Source organism: Peredibacter sp. HCB2-198 (genome assembly GCF_045999315.1).
Classification (GTDB): domain Bacteria; phylum Bdellovibrionota; class Bacteriovoracia; order Bacteriovoracales; family Bacteriovoracaceae; genus Peredibacter.
Map to the genome: position 1 here is coordinate 355776 of NZ_CP174607.1, position 19879 is coordinate 375654.

Below are 19879 nucleotides of genomic sequence, written 5' to 3' on the forward strand. Positions count from 1 at the left end.
CTAAAAATTTTTACTTCAAAGCTTTCTGTTTGCGTTTCAGCTTATAAACGAAAGACAGAATTTCCGCGACCGCTTTATACAATGTTCGAGGAACTCCATGTCCCACTTTCACTGTTTTATATAACGTACGCGCCAGCATGATGTTTTCCACGATCGGAATATCATTTTCCTTCGCAATCTCTCGAATCCGAAGGGCCAAATGATCGGCACCTTTTGCCATCACGGCCGGTGCTACCATCGTCTCTCCATCATACTTCAATGCTACACTAATATGCGTTGGATTTGTAACAATTACGTCAGCCTTCTTTACATCATCCATCATCCGCTTTTGGGCCATCTGACGTTGGATCTGACGAATCTTACCTTTAACTTCCGGGTTACCATCTTTCTCTTTGGCCTCTTCCTTCGCTTCTTGCTTGGTCATCATCATCTTTTGACGATAGGACCACTTCTCCCACCCGAAATCGGCCAGGGCCACAACACCCAGACCTAACAGGATCGAGAAACCAAGTTTTACCATCAGGTATTTACCAAACATCAATGACTGTCCGGCATCTGAATGAAGAAATCCAAGAAACGAACCAATGTTATCTTTCATCACGCTGTAAGTGATGGCGATCACCACAGTAAACTTGAACACACCTTTGAGGGCCTCAACCAATGACTTCTTCGAGAAGATACGTCCGAAACCTTTCAGTGGATTAATACGTTCAATGTCTGCGTTCAGAATTTCCGGAGAATAAAGAAAACCAATCTGAATAAACTGCGAAAGAAATCCCAGACAAACTGAGGCACCAAATGAAGGGGCCACGCATTTCACCAGGGTCCACATGGTGTGAGTAATCACCTCAGCGAACTTCTCTTTGGTGTAAATCATCTTAAAATCTAAGCGATACACCCAGTCGATATATTCGGTGAACTGCTCATAGATGAACACACCACAGATAATTAATGTGAGAAGTGAGCCCGAAAGAAGCAATACAGATGAGAGCTCCTTTGAAGAAGCAACGTCACCCTTTTTGCGAGATTCATCAATCTTATACTGGGAGGGCTCTTCGGTTTTTTCGTCGTCGTTTTCGTCGGCCACATCCCCTCCTGGGATTATGGATTAATTAGAATGAAAGGAATTGAAACCATTCACCTAATTTTTCGATATATAAGTCATAACTCACTTGGAAAAACTCCTCTGCTATTCCTAAGAAGAGAAGAAGTCCCATGCCGATGTTCACCACGAAGCTCACCATCAAAACGTTCATTTGCGGAACTGTTCTGGCGACGATCCCCATAACAAGGTTCATCAGCAAGTTAGCAAAAATCAGTGGTCCCCCTAGAAGGATTGAAGCACTGAATGCCGACTTAAAGAATAACACGAAATATTCCGGGGTTTTCAGCATTTTGTCCGCATTTAAGAAATTGACAGAAAAAAAAGACTGAAACACTCCTTTGAACATTGGAACCAATGCTCCAGAAGAAAGAACCAAAATTAAGAGTGTCCACTCAATCAATCTTTCAAAAGGACCAATTTGTTGGCCCTGACTTGGATCGAAGTAACTGACACTGTTGAAGCCAATCTGTTGGGTCAGAATGCTACCGGTTGCTACGAATAGACTCATAATACATTTCACCAAAAATCCAATAATTAGGCCGGTACATGTATGGAACATCATCAGAATCCAGATGTGGTCCACGCCGACGAAATTAACTTCTGCAACAAGTGTGCCGCGAAGATCAGGAAAGAAAGCAAATGAGATGGTAAAAGCAGAAAGAACTTTCACTAAGTTAGGAACAGCAACGTTATCAAACAGCGGAAGCTGCATTAAGACCGCTGACCAGCGGGCAAAGCTCAGCCAAAAGGCCAAGAAGGCGACTTGATCCGAAATCGTTACGTTCATTAACGCCTAATTAGTTCCGGAATGCTTGTGAAGTGCTCATGAGTGTAACTCACCATGGTTTCCATCATCCAAGGACTGAAGATAACCAGGGCCGCAATAACCACAAGGATTTTAGGAATAAAAGATAAGGTTTGTTCGTTAATTTGAGTAACGGCCTGGAAGATCGACACGAGAACACCGACTACCAAGGCGCCTAGTAGCATAGGAGCTGAAAGCATCAGGGTCACTTTAATGGCCTGGTTCACTACCTCGATGGCAAATTCATTTTCCATGAGATCTCCTAAGTATTAAATGATCTGAGGATGGCACCGGTTACTAACTGCCAACCATCGACCAATACAAAAAGTAATAATTTAAACGGCATCGAAACCAGCATTGGAGGAAGCATCATCATCCCCATGGCCATCAAAACTGACGCCACCACCATGTCGAGCACGATGAACGGGATATAAAGCAAGAATCCAATCTGGAACGCTGTTTTTAGCTCTGAAATGATGAAAGCAGGAATCAGATAATGAGTCGGAACTGCATTGATATCTGATGGGGCCGCCGCATTTGTTACGTCATAAAAAAGGCCGATATCTGCTTTACGAACATGCTTCTGCATGAAAGCCCGAAGATCTTTTTCCAGGCCTTCAAGCGCCTTGGTCGCATCAATTTGTTTTGCCTGATACGGCTTAAGGCTGTTCTCGTAAATTGATTTCCCTGTCGGCATCATCACGAAGATCGAAAGGAAAAGTGCGAACCCGATGAGAAGTTGGTTCGGTGGCATGTTCTGCGTTCCGAGAGCTTGTCTCATGAACGACAGCACCACTACGATACGAGTAAAAGAAGTACAAAGAATAATAATTGCTGGAGCGAGGGTAAGGATTGTAAAGAGAAGTAATACTTCGAGTGTGTCGACAAGATTAGTTCCTTGGCCAAAGTTTACAGCGACTCCGGGTAGATTCGCCGATTGGGAAAACGCCGATTGAGCTGCGGCCAACAATACAAAACCTAAACCTAACTTGGAAAACTTATTCATTAGTTGAACTCAATCGGCTTAAGCTTCTTGGCCTTCTTCTTGAGTTCATCTGAAAACTTCACGATGTCCTTAGCAGTGAGGGCCTGAATGCCCTTCTCTTCAGGAACCGGAGTTGATTCATTGATGTTTTCTTTGATTTTGAATACGGGCTCCTGAGCTTGCGCTTCAACTGAACCAAGATTTAAATCAAAGTTTGTTCCTGTAACTTCCTTCTCTCCTTCTTTGATAAGACCTGTTGTGTCTGTCATTTCCGAAAGAAACTGAATGCCACTCTCAGAGTTCGAAACAAGGAAGATTTGCTTATGGGCCTTCACCACCATCAGTGAACGCTTAGGCGCCACATAGGTCGTCGAAAGAACCTGAATCATCTGTGAGTTATTTAAGAAACCAAGTTTTCCACGATTAAATACGCCCTTCTTAAGAAGTTGTACTACACCGTAGAAAAGACCTAGTACCATGGCCAGGAACACAGTGAACTTCGCCGCGTATCCAGCGAATGAGAAGTTATCCGCAGGTTTAGCAATTGGGGCCGGAGTCGCCGCTGGAGTTGCCTCACGAGCGATACCTGCTTGCTTCACATTTACTTCGTCTTTCTTTGTCTCCGCTTTCGCCGCTTCTGCCTTGGCAGTGCTTTCATTCATCAGCTTATTAAGGTAGTCCTCATTCAACTGATCTTTTGAAACTTTGTTTTCAGCTTTTTTCTCAACTGCAGGTGCAGCTGGAGCGGTAGGAGTTTTTGCAGGACGAGTCGCTTCTGCTTTCGCAGCTACAGGCGCGGCCTTCTCTACTTTTCCGCGAGGGAAAACGACTTCGATATTCTTATTTTTCCAGCCAAGGTTCACACCATCTGCATCAATGTTATAAGGAAGAACCGCTTTTACGATCGCCTTACCATTGAGAACATTTGCCGAAAGAATTGCACCACTCACCGTCTTAGAGAAACCATTAAAGGCATCTGCTTGAGTCAGTGTGATTTCGATTGTTTTACCGTAAACACGCATATCAGGGAGTTCGTTAGAACGGCCGTCCAGAGCAATATTTACATATCCGTTGGCACCGCTTGTTTTAAGATCCACAGACGTCACTTTGACCCCAGCTTGGGCACCTAAAGTCACCATGGTTCCGAGTGCTAATGTAATGAACTTCCTATTCATAACCATCATCCTTTCTAGTTTCCAGAACTTACTTCAAAGACTCAATTCTCTCGAGTGGGCTAATGATATCTGTTAGACGGATCCCGAACTTCTCGTTCACCACCACAACCTCGCCTCTTGCAACCAGCTTGCCATTTACCAGAACTTCCAGCGGCTCACCAGCGAGCTTATCTAGTTCTAAAACCGAACCTTGGCCCAGTTGAAGAAGATCTTTAATGATCACTTTCGCGCGACCTAGCTCAACACTCACTTTCAGTGGGATGTCTAAGATGAAGTCTAGGTTTTGAACCTTGAGCTTATTAAGAGCATCATCACCCGCTTTAATCTGATCCGCTAATTCGCGAATAGCATCTTTGTTGTTGTCTGACATTTCAGTTGACGCCATATGAGTGTTTCCTTTTATGTAATTCTACGGGTGACTTGTACTGCGCGGTTGCCCTTGTAGACACCGATCAGGCATTTTAATTTTTTTGCTTCTTCAATCTCGAGATCCAGCTCTCCTGAAACTTCCTGAGACAGAGGAATAATGTCCCCTACCTGCAGACCAATCAGATCACCGATCGTCATTTCAGTCTCACCTAGCTTAACAACTGCTGTTGCTTGAGCGTGCTGAACATGCTCCTGCATTGAACGTGTCCACAGAGTGTCCACCACATCGTTATCAGTTTGATAACTTGAAGAGAGCTTCTGTTTAATTGGTTCAATTGTTGAGTACGGGATGACCACCATGATGGTTCCCGAAGCAGATTCAAACTCGACTTCGAATGTTGTCGTGATAATAACGTCAGAAGGAGGAACCACACCCACGAACTGAGGGTTGATCTCGGTACGAACGTATTGAGCGTCGATTCTGTGAACTGGTGCCCATGCTTCTTCAAGATCATTAATGGCCATGTCCATCACACGTCTCATGAATGAAAGCTCGATTGAAGTGAATTCCTTCCCTTCAATCTTTGTGAATGGACGGTCAGTACCGCCAAAGTATGAGTCAATGATGGCGTAAGCTAGTTTTGATTCAAATACGATCAGAGCTGGACCACGAAGTTCATTGAAACGCATGATACACATACACGATGGGATCGGGAGTGTGTTCACGAATTCACCGAACTTCAATAGATCTGTCGAGATCATTGAGATGGTCGAAATCTTTCTGAGAGAGTTTGAAAGCGACACACGGAATTGACGGATGAAGCGCTCATAAATGATCTCAAGAATAGGCATTCGTCCACGAATAACCCGGTCTTGGTTGGTGAGATCATAGGGCTGAATATTGGCATCAGATTCTTCTACTTCTCCGAAACCATCCATTCCACCAGAATCAGCAGCTGACGCTGAACTAGTATCACCATCATCATTAACGGCATTAAGTAACGCGTCTACTTCGTCTTGGCTCAATACTTGGGCCATGCTTTCCCCTCCTGGGACTTAACCAAAAAGCATCCTGCTAATTAGTTGATTTGGAAGCTGATGTAGTAAATATCTTCCACTCTTCCATCAACCAAAAATGAATTGATAGAAGCTTTAATCTCTTCTTTTAAGTAGCTCTTCCCTTCTTTCTTAAGAAGATCATCCGCTCTCTTCGTGTTCAAAATGCTGATGATAGTGTCGCGAATTTGCGGCTTACGAGCTTCAAACTCGGGGGCCTTAGCATCATCACTCATTTTAAGAACAGCATCGAGACGAACGTAACGACGTGGACCCTCACCTTGAGCAAGATTCACTGTGAAACTATCAAGTGGAAGAAGATTTTCTTTCTTCACAACTTCTGTTGGCTTTTGTTCACCAGCTGCTTCACCGTCTGCTGCTGCAGGAGTGTCTTTTTCTTTTAGGAGTTGAGTAAGGTCAGGGCGTTTTGCTTCCATCTCCATGAAGCGCCATTGGAAAAATGCCACTGTTCCCATCGCAACGATGTTAACGATCATGAGGATAGTTAGTAATGGATTTTTACTACTAGGATTTGAAACCGGTCCTGGTTTATTTTCTTCAGCCATTGTTACCTTTACGGGAAAATGCCCCTTCCTGGGGCCTTGTCAAAATTATAACTTCCATTGGGATTTGAATCAAGAATGTGGTGTTCTGTATGGAATATTTTGCCGAAAAACTGGGTTTCGTAGTTGGCACTTTGACCCCAGGTAATTATTGCCTGTTTATTTAGATGTAAACAGACAAAAAAAAGCCCGGTACTACGACCGGGCCTCTATTATCAGATCTTGTTAGAGATTAGATATTGATTTTACCGCGCTTCTTAAGCTCTTCGATCAGACCATCGAAGTGGCTTGTAGGGTAAGCACCTTTAACAGGCACACCATTAAGTAGGAAGCCTGGAGTACCTTGGAAACCGAACTTCGCAGCTTCGGCCATATCGGCGTCGATACGCTTCTGAACTGCTTCAGATTTTGCATCTTTCTCAAGCTTAGCCATATCAACTTTAAGTTTCTTAGCTTCAGCTTTTAAGAATGATTCACCATTTTGAAGAGCACGTTGGTTCTTATAAATCGCATCGTGGAATTCCCAAGCTTTTTCTGGGCTCTGAAGACGGATGGCTTCGTAGTACTGAGCAGCTGGCATAGCTTGTGGGTGGAAGCTAAGTGGAAGGTGCTTATAAACGAAACGGATTTTACCTTCATACTTCTTCATAAGTTCCATCACTGTGCCGTAGCCACGAGAACAGAAAGGACACTCGAAATCAGAATATTCAACTAGCGTGATTGGAGCGTCTTTATTTCCACGGAAGCTTTCGTCCGAACGGATTTCAGCTTGAAGAGGATTATTGAAAGACTCTTCAAGAGCTTTCTTCTCCTCTTCTTCACGACGCTTGCCTTCGCCCTCTTGAGCGGCCTTCACAGCGTTGTTAAGAGCATCAATGAACTTATTTGGATTAGCTTCAATAGCTTCAGTGATGATTTCAGGGTTTTCCTTGATCATTTTTTTTAGATCGTCTTTCGAAGTACAAGCAGAGGCCACAACAAGCACAGCTGCAAGAAGCATCATTCTTTTCATGTCATTCCTTTTCTAGCGTAGGTTTGGATCATTAATAAATTATCACATGGGAAGGCGTTTTCAATCTTTGCTCTCAGATTTGGCCAAATTATTTTGAATGTAATCGAGGTATTTGTTGAGCTTTCTGGTGTAGTCCCGGATGTATGCATAACCAACAAGATGTACCCGACTATTATAGTTCCCTTTCATGAAGGCCCGCATTGTAGAGAAAATTCCAAAAGCGGCCCCTGATACTTTCGCATAAAGGTGGATCCCTAGCAGGATATAGCTGCCAGCAATGAGCATGATAGTCATTACCACCACATCGTCTAGAACATACATCTGATCACTGAAGTATCTGTTCACTGTCTTATCATTTGAAAGAGTCTTCGTGGCAAGTTCCACCATCGAAGTGAACACAGAGGAAGAATTCTCTGTAATAAAGACAGCGCTGCTGATTCCAATGATCACCATCAAGAGACCAAAGTGAAGCATGAAGATCTTGTCTGCCACCGGTTTGTGAATCTTTGAAAATTGAGGAGGAATACTATGAGTGACGATCACGCCTTTCTTCCTTGACTCTCGCAGGAACTCAAAGAAGAACTCTGAAAAACGAGTCAGAAGTTTATAGGTGCTAAATTCTTCTACTTTATAAATGGTGTTGGGATTCTCCAGAACATTTTCACAATACTCTCCAATTCTGCGGAACGGATGAAGAATAAGCCATCCGACATAGGTCCCAATAAAGAAGAGAAAGATATGATACGCAAACAACAAGGGAAGATTATCTACTGCCTCACCTATGATCGAATCAAAGAACAAACTTTGGTCTAAAAGTTCCGGTGAACCATGCGCTCGGAAAAAGTAAAAATTCAGTCGCATGATTTGAAATAGAAAGTAGTAAATAAAAAGGTTAATGAAAAAAGAGATGGCCGAGACCTTGAGCCCCACAGACACAATGAATCGACTGTCTTCAGTTTTGAAGACCCTTTTGATTTCAGGGATAGGAGACCTTAAGAATTTGGCCAGCATTCCTTCCATCATAAGTTAAATCTAAAGTCTTAAAACTAGGCAGTTTTTGAGCTTTTTTGCCTGATGAACCTGATCAAGTTCAAAATAAACCTAAAGTGAAGCTTACTCCTGCCCGATAGGTTGACGAGAATCGTTTAAGACGAAGGAGTCTTATCATGAAATCGCTTGGTCTATGTTTGTTGAATGTCGCTCTTCTTGCCATGTTAGTGGCCTGCGGGAAGGACAATGAATCAGGCAAATCATCTTCTTATAGTTGCGGAGCCAACGGAAACTATAACTGCTACACAGGGTATCCAGGTACTACTGGTGGCTATAACTGGAACAACCCTTATGGCCAAGGCTACAATGGTGTTGGAACGACTATTCCCCCTACGAACCTTCCACCGGTTGTTTATAATCTTGTTTCAAATTATCGCTGTAGTTCTACAGGCGCAGTTGCAAGACTTCCGATTTCAATCCCTTTAACGAATACCCCATTTGTAGTTTCACCGGGTGATTATCACGTTGGTGTTACCTCATTCGGAGATGTCGCCATGGTAGTGGGACAGGCCACTGGTCAGCCTCCAGTTTTTGTAGGTTTTATGTGTCCTCGTTCATTCACAAGTGCAGGGCAAGGCCAACTAGTTAACATTGGCTTTGGTTCAGCTTCTGCTCGATGTCCAGGGATTAAGCAATTAACTAAAGCAACAGTTATCTTCCCCGGCGGTGGAACTGCAGAATTCCGTGAAATGACGTTCGGTGCTTATATGTCAGGACAGCCATTCACACCTTATTGCATGTAATTTTTAAGATACCAAAAGGGAGTCTTCGGACTCCCTTTTTTATTTTTGGGCGTTGATAAAGGCCAAGACTCCGGCCGAGATACTGCGAGCTAGTTCATTCAGATATTTTTCTTCATTCACTTTTTTAAGCTCATTTGGATTAGAAACAAAACCTGCTTCAACTAAAAGCCCTGGCCGTTTTGAGAGAGCAAGAACATAGAACAATCCCGGTTTAACTCCCCGATCATCAATTCTATACTGCCTGATCACCGGTCTTACTTTTTCGTGAACAAGAGAAGCTAGTTGACGAGAATGAGTCACAGTTTGCTGAACCACTAGATCCACCAGAATCTGGTTCACAATCAGCTCTTCACCTTTGAGGTTTAAGTTCTCTGCTCGCTCAACCTTATTGGCGGCCACATTTGAATTGTTATCAAGATAATACAATTCAAATCCGTGGCTTTGAGAATTAGTTGAGGAGTTAAAATGAATGGAAAGAAAGAGATCCGCCTTCACAAGATCAGCGAGGTCCGCTCTTTCTTGTAAACTCACTGTTCGATCAATACTTCGGGTCAAATAGGTTGATGTGTGTTTTGAAAGTTCATCTTTAATTTTTTTCGAGAGTCTTAGAGACAAATCCTTCTCATAAACTTTTCCCTGTTTCAGACGTCCAACTGCGCCCACTTCTTCCCCGCCATGACCAGGATCAATCAAGACCACTTTCGCAAAAGCGGAACAGGAGAATAACAGAAAACAGAGAGAGAGAAATTTCATATCAGTAAGCTTTCTTCAAACGGTGTCGAGGGAAATAGAAAGACAGAATCTGGCGATAATCGTAACCACGTTTGGCCAGTTCCAAAGCACCGAGTTGGCACAAACCAACTCCATGTCCATAACCATGACCCTTGACCATAAATTCTTTGTTCTTCATCGACACAATAAAGTTATTCGATGGAAGAAGTTCTCGGCCAGCAAGATTTCTTAAATAGGACTTTTTAATAATGTGAAGGCGATCACCAACATACATTCTGAGCTCTGAGTTCGCCAAAGAGTCAGGCATAAGTTTTACCTCTGATCCCTGAATTTCATCAGCGTAGTAGCGCTTTAAAACCTGATCCACCATAGATGTGAGCTTCTGGCCTTTGATCTGATAGTTCCAATCCTTCATTCCTGTCTTCTGACAGAACGTACAATTTACTGAACGATAACCTTCCTCTACACCACCCCAAACTTGATCAGGGCGTAGAGTTTTACCACCACATTTCGAGTGGAAAAATGCCGGAGCAATCTTTCCAGAAGGACCCACAAGAATCATCCCATTTGTTTCTTTCGCGGCCTTAAGAGTTTTCTCTGTGATGTCGTGAAACGTTCCCGACACCTGGTCTTTTTCAGAAGACTCTAAGTGATAAAGCTTGTCCGGATTATCCAGTCCCATGCCCTTCTTAATTCGATCATAAGCATAAGTTCTAGCAGCGACGGCCTGGGCCTTAAGCGCCTCAACTGGCCAGGTGCCATTCATTTCTTTTGAAAGAAGAGTCGTGATGTAATTTTCCATCGGAATCAGGTTCACAAGATCACAGCTTTCCTGGCCCGGATTTGTGAGCAGCTGAAGCTCACCCTGATACTTATGCTTTCCCCATGAAACAAGTCCCGTAGGAGAGCTTAAAGAGGCCACCAGAAGTGGATTCTTAGGCATCTGGGCCTTGCTTTTAGATGCAGAGGGATTACAGTTAAATGCGATGGTTTTGCGACCTGAGTATTGTTGCTTACGATGTTGAGTATGAATGGTCTTCTGAAGATCCATTCCTTCAACCACAACTCTCTTTAATGACTTTGCAATTAAGACCTTAACGGACGGGACAGCAGCATACGCCGATGCTGTAAAAAGCAAAAGAAAGAAGCAACTTCCTGTTTTTAACATTAATTCCCTTATCCTTGGAAATTAAAATACCCCCTCCATCATACCTAAATTCTAGAAATTCATGGGAGTTTTTTTAGATGCTTCATGATTTTTTGCATGTCGGCCCAGGCCGTTTTCTTCATGTTCTGATTGGTTTCGATAATGCTTGGGTGGAACAATGGAACTATTTGAAATGTGCTTTGATTGCCGGCTTTACGAGTGAAAAACTGGCCATGAACCATAGATAGTCGATCATTTGACTTGAGTATTTTTTGGGTCGCTTTCGCCCCCAACGTGATAATTACTTCCGGTTTGAAGAAAGAAGCAATCTCCATGACCTCGTGAGAATAATCACTTTCATCTGTTCCTTCCACCGGATAGATGATGACCTCTGAAGGAACTAACTTCATGGCCATGATCATGCGCTCAAAAAGCTCGGCAGTCTTAAGCGGAAAGCCCACAATTAATTCATCAATAAAGCCCGATTTAAGCTCAGCTGATAGCTCGTCCCATTGACGGAACTTTTCAGACACAAAAATGGCCTTTACTGAGTCTTGGGTCTTATTTTTAAGGATGATATCAAGGACGCGCGGATCTAATTTAAGGGCCGATTTTAAAGCAGTGAGATCCTGAAAATGCTGGAGACCTTCCCAACCTGGTTCGGCCTTCACTCGAATTTCTCCACCATCAATCTTGAAAACGTTATGGCCTGATTCCTCGACTTTTTCTTGAGCGAATCTTTCTAGAGACTCAATCACCTGGGCCTTCTCAGAAAAAGCTTCCTTAGCAGGAACAATTGGTTTTGCCGGCGTTATGACAGACGGACTTTTTTTAAGCCAACTAGTTTCTCCCATCAGGGCGTCCCCGAAGGTTTTGGCAATCGGAGGGTTCCGAAGGGTCAATAATTTTTGCTTAAACAGGTCGTCCATACCCTCTTTTAGCATAAAGTGAACGTTATTTCCTAGCCTTAAAATCTCTTAAACTCCCACTTCCAGAGCGCCGAAAAGACTTTTGTAAGAGTGAGGAGCACAATATGTCTGATATCGATTTTAAATTTGAGAGTTTTGAAGAGTACTTTGGCGGGGCCGAGCAAGTGAAAAAAACCATGGATGAATGCAAAGTCTGCGGTTCAAAGCTTCTTCTATCTCATATGCCAGATTATAAAAATCTTCTGGTACAGGAAACCGCTCGTTGTATGGATTGTGGTTGCGGTAACCGTCGCGTAATTCACGTTCTGAACTAATCTTCGACTTCCACATCGTCCTCATGTAAATGCGTCCAAAGCGCTTTTGCATGAGGCGTTTTTATGCCAAAGTAATTCATCAAATCATTCACCGTATAAGCTTTAAGCTCTTCCTGAGACATTGAGAGTTGAGCGAGAATCTTCTTCTTCGCTTCATCCCCTAGACCCTTCACTTCATCTAACCAAGTTGATAACACACGTTTTGATTCTGCTTTATGATGAAGCTTACGCGAGAATCTGTGGGCCTCATCACGCATGCTCACAATGATTTTGAAAAGTGGCGGACACTTGCTTAAGATATAAGGATTCGTTCTTCCCGGGATGATGAGTCTTTCTTCAGAGCGATCAATCTCGACCGATTTAAAATCTCCTCGAGTCAGCTCCCGACTCTTCGCAATTCCCACCACACACATTTCAATTTGAAGTTCACGCAAAACCGCCGTGACGGTATTAACTTGTGCCACTCCACCATCAATCACTAACACATCCGGTAGATCACCATTGTCCATTCGACGAGTGATGACCTCTCTCATCATGGCAAAGTCATTATTTCCTTCGGGCCTTGTTTCAAGATGATAATAGCGGTACTTTTTCTTATTTGGTTTTCCTTCTTCAAATACAACTTGCGAGGCCGTTGGTGATTGTCCCTGCCAGATGGCCACATCATAACATTCAAGAATCCGCGGACGCTCTTTCATATTCAGAAGTTCGCGAAGTTTATGAAGTCCCATGTAAACACTATCTGCATTGGCAATACGAACTCGTTGAGACTCTTCTGCGTGCTTTCTACACATGGCGATTAGAGGGAAATACTTTTTAGAGATACCAAGAACTTTCATCTCACCGAAAGTTTGTAGAGCAGATGATACGTCTTTGATTTCCTCTTCTTCAAAGTCCATCACCACCATGTCAGGACTCATCTCCTCCGGATCTGAGTAGTACTGAACGATTTTCTGAAGAACCTCATCCACGAGTTCTTCAATCAACTCGCCTTTTACAAAATGGAAGTTCTTTTGTCCTAGAAGAAGACCTGAACGAATCATGTAAAGAGAAATGTCCACCTCTTCATCACCGTTCCAGTATGACCATACATCAATGTTCTTTTCAGATTGAATACTCTCCACTTTCTGGTCATAAGACTTATCCAGAAAATCCTGAAGGAGTTGAATATGATCACGGATCACTCCGGCCATTTCAAACTCTTCGGATTCAGCGTATGCCATCATTTTTTCTTCAAGCTTATTGATCGTTCTTTTGGCCTTAATAGGGCCTTGAAAAAAACCAATGGCAGTTTGAATGTCATTTTCATAATCGGCCGCAGTTCTATAACCAACACATGGGGCACTACACTGCTTCATTTGATAAAGAAGGCACGGAGTCTTGCGAGATTTAAATTCACTGAGACTACAATCACGAAGCCCAAATGACTTACTGAGGACTCGCATAATCATTGAGATATTGGATCCTGGGGGATAAGGCCCAAAGAGTTCCTTCCCTTTTCCTTTCTTAGGTCGACGGACGTATTCAAGCCTTGGGAAAGGTTCATTCCAATTAACTTGAAGATAAGGATAACTTTTGTCGTCCCGCAGTCGGATATTGTATTTGGGTGAATGCTCTTTAATCAGGTTATTCTCTAAAACAAAGGACTCAGCGTCAGAGCGGGTAATCATAAAATCGAATGTATCGATATGATTGACCATGTACTCTGTCTTCAAGCCCTTAGCTGATTGATTGAAATATGAAGTCACTCTTGAACGAAGTCGCTTGGCCTTGCCAACATAGATCACCCGACCATTCTTGTCTTTCATTAAGTAACAACCTGCTTCTTGCGGCAGGCTTTGGGCTTTATCAAGTAATTCGTCGAGCTTCTTCATAGGGACTTCGCTTTACGTTACGACCTACTAACGCTATAATGTTTAGGTCGTCCTCTTCTCTCGAGTCTAAACTAAAAGGAAAAATATGTCTCAGTTAACGGTAGGCAAGGATGTGCTTTCTTATTGCACAAAATGTAAACTTAACCTTGGTCATACCATCGTTGCTATGAAGGATTCAAAGCATATTGCAAAAGTTAAGTGTAACACTTGCAATACTATTCAATCTTTTAAAGATCCCTCTCAATCTTCAAAGCAGAATAAAACTAGGACAAAGAAAACTTCTACTGCTCCTTCAAAAGTTGTATCTGTATCTGATCTTTGGATGGAAAAGATGTCTAACACCAAAAAGAAATCTACTCCATATGCAATGGATGGCAAGTTCACTGAAGGTGACATCATTGATCACGTAAAATTTGGTCCGGGTATTGTTGAGAAGGTTGTCGATGACAAAATCGAAGTGATCTTCCGTCATGAAATCAAAACATTGGTTCACAACAAACAATAAAAAAAGGGAGCTTAAGAGCTCCCTTTTTTTTTATCTACACGTTAGTCTTTCGGTTTATTTATTACCAACCTCCGAATGACCCGCCAATTCCAATACCAGCATTCAGAGACATACCAGCGTTCATTGGGTTATAAGCGGCCGAACCACCTAGAGCTCCCATCTGGAATCCAGTACCTTGCATTTGTAGCATACGATCGTAGTTAGCAGCATTTTGGCTGTTTGCTAGATCCATATAACCACCATTCATGCCACCGTACATACCGCCGCCAGCACCGGCCGCATAATATCCACCGGCAATACCAGCATTATAGTAACCGCCGCCTACGTTACCTGCGGCAATATAACCACCATTCATACCACCGTACATACCACCACCGTAAAGTCCGCCGCCAGCAATACCACCAGCAATCGAGATACCATTTACAGCACCACCTGCAATACCAGCGTTGTACCCACCGTACATTCCGCCACCATATAGTCCACCACCGTACATACCACCGCCGTAAAGTCCGCCGCCGTAGATACCGCCGTTAAGACCACCATTGATACCACCCGCAATCGAGATACCGTTTACAGCACCACCAGCGATACCAGAGTTGTAACCTCCGTATAGGCCGCCGCCATATAGACCGCCACCGTACATACCACCGCCGTAAAGTCCGCCTCCGTAGATACCACCGTTAAGACCACTATTGATCCCGCCGGCAATTGAGATACCGTTTACTGCACCACCTACGATACCAGAGTTGTAACCACCGTATAGGCCGCCACCATAGATGCCACCACCGTAGATTCCTCCGCCGGCCATACCACCGTACATGCCACCGCCAGCAATTCCTCCAACGACACCACCAACAATACCGCCGCCTGGATATGGATTATAACCACCCCATGGACCCATCATACCGCCGATGAAACCCGGAGTATAACCAGCACCATACCAACCGTTCAGACCACCACCAAGACCAGCATAACCGCCTAGGCCGTAACCGTTACAGTTCATACTCGCCTGCTGTGCAGGTGTTAGACCTGGAAGCTCGTTAGCTTGTAAGTATTGCATGTAATCTTGTTGAGCAAGACGACACTGCTCGAAACCAGCTTCAGCAGCACCGGCCCATGCCTTCTGCGATTTATAACCGAAGTATGCACCTAGACCAGTTGAAACGATTGGGGCCGCAGCACCAACAATTTCTGCAATTCCTGAAAGAGTACTTTGTTTACGAGAACCAACTCCGCAGTTCACACAATCAGTTGTGCTATAACGGGCCATGATTTCCCCACTAGCACCACCTGTACATGCGGCCAAGTTTCCGCCTGAAGAACATTCGAAGCGGCTGTTAAGACGCATCCATTCTTCACACATTTCGAAATCTTTTTTCTTAGTTGGATTGATACAGTATGCAGGACGGTTATCACCACGACCACCAGCTCCTACACCACCAGCAATTGATCCACCGATATTGATACCACCACCAACGCCGCCAGCGATACCACTTGTAGCTCCGCCGCCTACGATGATTGTGCTACCACCTGAACCAGCACCACCTGCTGCATGAACAGTCATACCAGATGGACAAGCTGAACCAGTCACAGAAACGATTTTACCAGAAGCATCTTTACATACGATCACACCAGTTTTAACAGTCACACCTTTACCAAGGCCAACACTGCTATCACCGATGACTTTTCCGTCTTTATCTTTTGGAAGATATTCGCGCTTAACTTTATAAACGCCAGGATATTTAAGAAGACACTCTACACATGACTTTCTCTCGAACCCTTCTTTCTTTTGTGTCCAAAGAGTCTTCCAGTCACGCTTAGGCTTACACTCAGAATAACAAAGATCACCCGGATTAAGTCGGCCTTCACCTTCTAGCTCTTCACAGTAAACAGCATCACTACCGCCTGAACCACCAGCACCGGCCGCAGAGCCTGCAGCTGAGCCAGATGCTGAACCAGAAGCAGCACCCGAAGATGCGCCAGAGGCCGAACCAGATGTTGCACCAGAAGTTGAGCCCGATGATGATCCACTTGAAGAACCCGATGAAGAACCAGAAGAGTTACCAGCTCCATTTGTATTGAAGTTACCATCTACGATAGACTTCGCCACACACACTTGCTTAGTTGCTTCTACGTTTGCTTCAGGGCCCGTGGCACCTTCAGGAATTTGTAAACGACCATCGGCCGCATTCGATTTTTTACATGTCACTTGTCGACAGTATTTATCCCCTTGCTCTTGCATTGTACCCATGGAGTAGGCACCACCCTTTGAGCGACAGAATTCGACCGCTTCATCGGTGAATGAATCCGCCATTGCACTCGAAAGAGGGATCATTAGTCCTAAAAAAAGAGGGATAAACTTATTCATAGATGTCCTACCCAATATTTGATTTCCCTACCCAGGGAAAATTACCTTTTATCATCATAACACTTGATCAGTTTGGGACTATGTTAGGCAAAAATGTCCAACGAGGACCCAGAACGTCGTATAAGTTTCGGAAGAAAGCCGGCAGAACTTTAGCCTTTAAAGTGACTAGAAACTTTCTTTCGGTTGCTATAATCTCAGGACGTTATGGATATTTTTTTTAACCACATCTGGGAATGGCTTATTCTCCTCTCTTTAATAGGAGGGGCCTTCTATACCCTGAAAATCATTGGAGAAGAAAAGTCCACTTTCAAAGACGAGTCCTATGAGGTGCAGTTTTCCAACCTCTCTTTAATGATCCCGAACTGGTGGACCATCGTGGGTCAGACTCCAGAACAGCTTCGTTTTGAACGAACTGACACAAGATATGATTGGTACGCCAATTTTACTTATCATCCACAACATCATGGCAAAGCACTCCCCCAACTCTTGGAAGAAAAGCTCGATCTGGAAAAGGTTGAGTTTGATATGGACGTGGTTTTTGAAACTGATTCACGGGTACTTTTTCGTGATTCAGAAATTCAGGAATACTTTCAGGAGATCATTCGAGTTGAAGGCAAGGCCTCACAAAATGTCGTCGATCGTATCTATTATGACATCTATTTAATGCGCAGTCAGAATGATGCTGGCTATTTTATCTTTGAAAGTAGAAGTTCTGTATTAAATGGATTGGTCGAAGGACCATACTTTGAAGAGAGTCTAGCAGAACTAAGTTTCATCCGTGAATCTTAGTCCTGATAAACCTTAGTTACGCTTTGGCGCAAATCCACGAATTTTATCAATTACGAAATCAATTAGCTCTTCGTCTGATGAGAATACGTCTTCAATCAGATCGTTAGTAAGAAGGAAGTTCTTCACGCGGATAGCGATGTTATGGAGAGATTCCATAAGATAAAGACCACCAATGTTCTCACCATTAAATGATTTGATGATTTCTTTACGAGCGTGGTTAAACATTTCTGTTTCAGTAATGTCACCAGGAATATCATCACCAAACTTTTCTTCTACTTCTTCAATCGCTTGCTCTTTGATGTTCTCATCAGTTGCAAAGCTTACACCGTATTCAGTTGCTAAGGCCTCAATCAGATCCGCGCGAGAGTCTGCTGCGAACTCAATCATCTCTGCCTGCTTTAGGTGGTTGATTGTGTATGTCGAGAGCGCTTTAAGCGTTTCAAAATCTGTTTTCATTAAAAACATCCTTAAATAGGTATTACCAATTCAGGATAACTAAAAAGTCCCTGCGGCACAAGTTAAAGCGTTGATTTATTTTACTTTTTTCGAAACTTTTTTGTGACTTTACTAAGGAGCGCGTTGACTGCTGCACGCTCCCCCATCAAGAGGAGAAAAGTAGCATAAAGTGCTCCAATCGCTAGGATTTGGACCCCTAAATAAAAGCATTTAGTGATGAATGGTTGAGAGAAAAATTCAACTTTAAGGAGTGTCTCAGTGATGACTGCACACCCTACAGTTGCCCCTACAACCTTCCAAATTCTGAGGGAAAAAAAGAAATTCCAGGAAAGATTCAGATCCTTTTTGAGGACCCAACTTTGGAAGCATGAATTCACGAGCACCGACAAAGTCGTCCCTAATGCCAAAATTTTAAATCCGAAAATGGGGGTCAGGAGTAAACAAAAAGAGATGTTAAATGCGATGGAAAAAATTGAGGCCATCACAGGGATCTTCTGACGATCTAGAGCGTAAAAAGTTGGGACCAAAATTTTATAAAGACCATAAAACGGTAGACCCAACGCATACATTCTGAGCGCTTCGGCCGTCATGAGTGTACTTACATGGGTGAACTTCCCGCGCTCAAAAATGAGATTAATCATTTCCTCTGACAAACAATAAAGCATCACAAGTGCAGGCATCACCGTTAATAAAGAAAGATAATAACTTTGTTGAAGTGAGGCCTTGGCACCATCTACATCTTTCTTTTTCCATGCTTCCGAAAAGTGAACCATGTTCGAGTTGCCAATCGAAACTGAAAGAATCCCTACCGGTAATTGAAACAAACGGAAACTGTAACTAAGCCATGAAACCGCACCCACAATCGGAGTAGCAAGAATAGTGGTAATAAGAATATTAATCTGGGCCGCCGCAAATCCAATGAGCCCTGGTCCAATAAGTTTCACAATTTTCTTTGAACGATCGGTCCAAAACTTTTTAGGCCACATCGGTTTGTAACCAAACTGAATAAGCTTTGGAACCTGAACAGCCGCTTGAGCGAAACCACCCAACATCGCCCCAATCCCTAGAGAGTAAATAGGGTGATAACCATTTTTATAGAGGAGTCCGCTTAATCCAACCTGACAAATCACACTCACGATATTGAACCAAGTCGGAGCGAAGGCCGGTACAAAGAACACTTTAAGTGAATTAAGCACTCCCATGAATAAAGCGGCCAATGAAACGAAAGTTAAAAACGGCGCCATGATTCGAGTGAGATTCACGGTGACGATGAATTTTTCAGGATCTTTAGTGAATGACGGAGCAAAGATGCTCACAAGCTCAGGAGCGAAGATAAAAATTCCAAGACAAACAGTTCCGGTAATAAAGAACAACAACCAGAAGAGAGACCACATGAGCTCTCTACTCTTCTCGAACGATTCTTGATTGGCCTCAATGAAAGTCGGAACAAATGCAGAGGAGAAAGCACCTTCAGCGAAAAGATCACGAAGAAGATTCGGAATTCTGAAGGCCACTAAGAATGCATCGGTCATTCCACTAGCACCAAAGTAAGCGGCCATAACTTGTTCTCTTACAAGGCCAAAAATACGAGAGAAAAAAGTGGCAATCGCCATCTTGATGGTAGAACGGATTACAGACATAGAACTCCTATGAAAAGCATTCTCGCTCGAAGTGAAATTTTTGAATAGAGAAGAATTTAAACTTTTTCACTCAGGAAATGGTCCTATTTCGCCCCTATCTCGCGTCGGGGCAAGTGATGAATTTCTCAGAAGCACCTGAGTGAGTTCCTTTTTGACTCTACTCTCCTCTGACTTTCTCTCTCATACAGGCCAGTTGATGTTAGCGTAAACATCGTTACAATCGTAGGGGCATAAGAGATCCTTAAGGAGAGCAGGATGCTAG

The 19879-nt window shown here is 43.4% G+C and carries 20 protein-coding genes and 1 pseudogene; 4 read left to right on the top strand and 17 right to left on the bottom strand.

What is annotated here, in order from left to right:
* Positions 1–10: 10 nt before the first annotated feature.
* The 10 genes and pseudogenes from flhB to ACJVC5_RS01890 form a co-directional block, all read right to left on the bottom strand.
* Positions 11–1087, bottom strand: coding sequence for a flagellar biosynthesis protein FlhB (gene flhB, locus ACJVC5_RS01845; RefSeq protein ID WP_408097682.1), 1077 nt, complete (start codon positions 1085–1087; stop codon positions 11–13).
* A gap of 25 nt (positions 1088–1112) precedes the next feature.
* The gene (locus ACJVC5_RS01850) at positions 1113–1892 is read right to left on the bottom strand and encodes a flagellar biosynthetic protein FliR (RefSeq protein WP_408097683.1); all 780 of its coding nucleotides are present in this window, start codon (positions 1890–1892) and stop codon (positions 1113–1115) included.
* On the bottom strand, positions 1892–2164 hold the full coding sequence (gene fliQ / locus ACJVC5_RS01855; protein ID WP_408097684.1) for a flagellar biosynthesis protein FliQ: 273 nt from the start codon (positions 2162–2164) through the stop codon (positions 1892–1894). The genes ACJVC5_RS01850 and fliQ overlap by 1 nt, the downstream gene beginning before the upstream one ends.
* An 8-nt stretch (positions 2165–2172) precedes the next feature.
* Positions 2173–2916 (bottom strand): flagellar type III secretion system pore protein FliP, encoded by a 744-nt coding sequence (fliP, locus tag ACJVC5_RS01860; protein ID WP_408097685.1) that lies wholly within the window; start codon positions 2914–2916, stop codon positions 2173–2175.
* Positions 2916–4070, bottom strand: coding sequence for a flagellar biosynthetic protein FliO (locus ACJVC5_RS01865; RefSeq protein WP_408097686.1), 1155 nt, complete (start codon positions 4068–4070; stop codon positions 2916–2918). The genes fliP and ACJVC5_RS01865 overlap by 1 nt, the downstream gene beginning before the upstream one ends.
* Positions 4071–4098: 28 nt before the next feature.
* Positions 4099–4353: pseudogene (gene fliN, locus ACJVC5_RS01870) on the bottom strand (flagellar motor switch protein FliN); the annotation flags it as partial.
* A 116-nt stretch (positions 4354–4469) separates the two neighbouring features.
* Entirely contained in the window at positions 4470–5477 is a 1008-nt protein-coding gene (gene fliM / locus ACJVC5_RS01875) for a flagellar motor switch protein FliM (protein ID WP_408097687.1), read from the bottom strand.
* 41 nt (positions 5478–5518) lie between these two features.
* Entirely contained in the window at positions 5519–6061 is a 543-nt protein-coding gene (locus tag ACJVC5_RS01880) for a flagellar basal body-associated FliL family protein (protein ID WP_408097688.1), read from the bottom strand.
* Between the two features lie 229 nt (positions 6062–6290).
* Entirely contained in the window at positions 6291–7070 is a 780-nt protein-coding gene (locus ACJVC5_RS01885; RefSeq protein ID WP_408097689.1) for a DsbA family protein, read from the bottom strand.
* A 60-nt stretch (positions 7071–7130) separates the two neighbouring features.
* Positions 7131–8093 (bottom strand): hypothetical protein, encoded by a 963-nt coding sequence (locus tag ACJVC5_RS01890; protein ID WP_408097690.1) that lies wholly within the window; start codon positions 8091–8093, stop codon positions 7131–7133.
* Between the two features lie 143 nt (positions 8094–8236).
* Between ACJVC5_RS01890 and ACJVC5_RS01895 the strand changes: the two genes are divergently transcribed.
* Complete coding sequence (locus ACJVC5_RS01895; protein WP_408097691.1) at positions 8237–8863, top strand: hypothetical protein; 627 nt, start codon at positions 8237–8239, stop codon at positions 8861–8863.
* 39 nt (positions 8864–8902) lie between these two features.
* Here ACJVC5_RS01895 and ACJVC5_RS01900 read toward each other — a convergent pair whose 3' ends face one another.
* The 3 genes from ACJVC5_RS01900 to ACJVC5_RS01910 are packed head-to-tail and all read right to left on the bottom strand — an operon-like array spanning position 8903 to position 11671.
* Positions 8903–9616, bottom strand: a complete 714-nt coding sequence (locus ACJVC5_RS01900; RefSeq protein ID WP_408097692.1) for an N-acetylmuramoyl-L-alanine amidase family protein — start codon at positions 9614–9616, stop codon at positions 8903–8905.
* 1 nt (position 9617) lies between these two features.
* Positions 9618–10763 (bottom strand): SpoIID/LytB domain-containing protein, encoded by a 1146-nt coding sequence (locus ACJVC5_RS01905; protein ID WP_408097693.1) that lies wholly within the window; start codon positions 10761–10763, stop codon positions 9618–9620.
* A gap of 59 nt (positions 10764–10822) precedes the next feature.
* Positions 10823–11671, bottom strand: a complete 849-nt coding sequence (locus tag ACJVC5_RS01910) for a uracil-DNA glycosylase family protein (RefSeq protein ID WP_408097694.1) — start codon at positions 11669–11671, stop codon at positions 10823–10825.
* 104 nt (positions 11672–11775) lie between these two features.
* Between ACJVC5_RS01910 and ACJVC5_RS01915 the strand changes: the two genes are divergently transcribed.
* Positions 11776–11985 carry a hypothetical protein gene (locus ACJVC5_RS01915; RefSeq protein WP_321394013.1) on the top strand — a complete coding sequence of 70 codons (210 nt, stop codon included), beginning with the start codon at positions 11776–11778 and terminating at the stop codon, positions 11983–11985.
* Here the strand turns inward: ACJVC5_RS01915 and uvrC are convergent.
* Positions 11982–13859: an excinuclease ABC subunit UvrC gene (uvrC, locus tag ACJVC5_RS01920; RefSeq protein ID WP_408097695.1), complete on the bottom strand. Its 1878-nt coding sequence runs from the start codon at positions 13857–13859 to the stop codon at positions 11982–11984. The two genes, ACJVC5_RS01915 and uvrC, sit on opposite strands and share 4 nt — an antisense overlap.
* Before the next feature lie 85 nt (positions 13860–13944).
* Between uvrC and ACJVC5_RS01925 the strand changes: the two genes are divergently transcribed.
* Positions 13945–14364 carry a hypothetical protein gene (locus ACJVC5_RS01925; RefSeq protein WP_408097696.1) on the top strand — a complete coding sequence of 140 codons (420 nt, stop codon included), beginning with the start codon at positions 13945–13947 and terminating at the stop codon, positions 14362–14364.
* Positions 14365–14425: 61 nt separating this feature from the next.
* Here ACJVC5_RS01925 and ACJVC5_RS01930 read toward each other — a convergent pair whose 3' ends face one another.
* Entirely contained in the window at positions 14426–16732 is a 2307-nt protein-coding gene (locus ACJVC5_RS01930; RefSeq protein WP_408097697.1) for a hypothetical protein, read from the bottom strand.
* 204 nt (positions 16733–16936) lie between these two features.
* Between ACJVC5_RS01930 and ACJVC5_RS01935 the strand changes: the two genes are divergently transcribed.
* Entirely contained in the window at positions 16937–17521 is a 585-nt protein-coding gene (locus tag ACJVC5_RS01935; RefSeq protein WP_408097698.1) for a hypothetical protein, read from the top strand.
* 12 nt (positions 17522–17533) lie between these two features.
* Here the strand turns inward: ACJVC5_RS01935 and ACJVC5_RS01940 are convergent, their stop codons facing one another.
* Together ACJVC5_RS01940 and murJ are read right to left on the bottom strand one after the other, a co-directional pair.
* Positions 17534–17977: a hypothetical protein gene (locus tag ACJVC5_RS01940; protein WP_321394026.1), complete on the bottom strand. Its 444-nt coding sequence runs from the start codon at positions 17975–17977 to the stop codon at positions 17534–17536.
* Positions 17978–18057: 80 nt separating this feature from the next.
* A complete protein-coding gene (gene murJ, locus ACJVC5_RS01945) occupies positions 18058–19617 on the bottom strand; it encodes a murein biosynthesis integral membrane protein MurJ (protein WP_408097699.1) in 1560 nt (519 codons plus the stop codon).
* Between the last annotated feature and the right edge of the window lie 262 nt (positions 19618–19879).

What these genes read in the sequence shown, in the direction of transcription:
- murJ (WP_408097699.1), bottom strand. Translation starts at nt 19,617, where the DNA reads ATGTCTGTAATCCGTTCTACCATCAAGATGGCGATTGCCACTTTTTTC.
- ACJVC5_RS01935 (WP_408097698.1), top strand. Translation starts at nt 16,937, where the DNA reads ATGGATATTTTTTTTAACCACATCTGGGAATGGCTTATTCTCCTCTCT.
- ACJVC5_RS01925 (WP_408097696.1), top strand. Translation starts at nt 13,945, where the DNA reads ATGTCTCAGTTAACGGTAGGCAAGGATGTGCTTTCTTATTGCACAAAA.
- ACJVC5_RS01900 (WP_408097692.1), bottom strand. Translation starts at nt 9,616, where the DNA reads ATGAAATTTCTCTCTCTCTGTTTTCTGTTATTCTCCTGTTCCGCTTTT.
- ACJVC5_RS01895 (WP_408097691.1), top strand. Translation starts at nt 8,237, where the DNA reads ATGAAATCGCTTGGTCTATGTTTGTTGAATGTCGCTCTTCTTGCCATG.
- ACJVC5_RS01885 (WP_408097689.1), bottom strand. Translation starts at nt 7,070, where the DNA reads ATGAAAAGAATGATGCTTCTTGCAGCTGTGCTTGTTGTGGCCTCTGCT.
- ACJVC5_RS01865 (WP_408097686.1), bottom strand. Translation starts at nt 4,070, where the DNA reads ATGAATAGGAAGTTCATTACATTAGCACTCGGAACCATGGTGACTTTA.
- ACJVC5_RS01880 (WP_408097688.1), bottom strand. Translation starts at nt 6,061, where the DNA reads ATGGCTGAAGAAAATAAACCAGGACCGGTTTCAAATCCTAGTAGTAAA.
- fliP (WP_408097685.1), bottom strand. Translation starts at nt 2,916, where the DNA reads ATGAATAAGTTTTCCAAGTTAGGTTTAGGTTTTGTATTGTTGGCCGCA.
- ACJVC5_RS01850 (WP_408097683.1), bottom strand. Translation starts at nt 1,892, where the DNA reads ATGAACGTAACGATTTCGGATCAAGTCGCCTTCTTGGCCTTTTGGCTG.
- ACJVC5_RS01940 (WP_321394026.1), bottom strand. Translation starts at nt 17,977, where the DNA reads ATGAAAACAGATTTTGAAACGCTTAAAGCGCTCTCGACATACACAATC.
- ACJVC5_RS01930 (WP_408097697.1), bottom strand. Translation starts at nt 16,732, where the DNA reads ATGAATAAGTTTATCCCTCTTTTTTTAGGACTAATGATCCCTCTTTCG.
- uvrC (WP_408097695.1), bottom strand. Translation starts at nt 13,859, where the DNA reads ATGAAGAAGCTCGACGAATTACTTGATAAAGCCCAAAGCCTGCCGCAA.
- ACJVC5_RS01905 (WP_408097693.1), bottom strand. Translation starts at nt 10,763, where the DNA reads ATGTTAAAAACAGGAAGTTGCTTCTTTCTTTTGCTTTTTACAGCATCG.
- ACJVC5_RS01910 (WP_408097694.1), bottom strand. Translation starts at nt 11,671, where the DNA reads ATGGACGACCTGTTTAAGCAAAAATTATTGACCCTTCGGAACCCTCCG.
- fliQ (WP_408097684.1), bottom strand. Translation starts at nt 2,164, where the DNA reads ATGGAAAATGAATTTGCCATCGAGGTAGTGAACCAGGCCATTAAAGTG.
- ACJVC5_RS01915 (WP_321394013.1), top strand. Translation starts at nt 11,776, where the DNA reads ATGTCTGATATCGATTTTAAATTTGAGAGTTTTGAAGAGTACTTTGGC.
- fliM (WP_408097687.1), bottom strand. Translation starts at nt 5,477, where the DNA reads ATGGCCCAAGTATTGAGCCAAGACGAAGTAGACGCGTTACTTAATGCC.
- ACJVC5_RS01890 (WP_408097690.1), bottom strand. Translation starts at nt 8,093, where the DNA reads ATGATGGAAGGAATGCTGGCCAAATTCTTAAGGTCTCCTATCCCTGAA.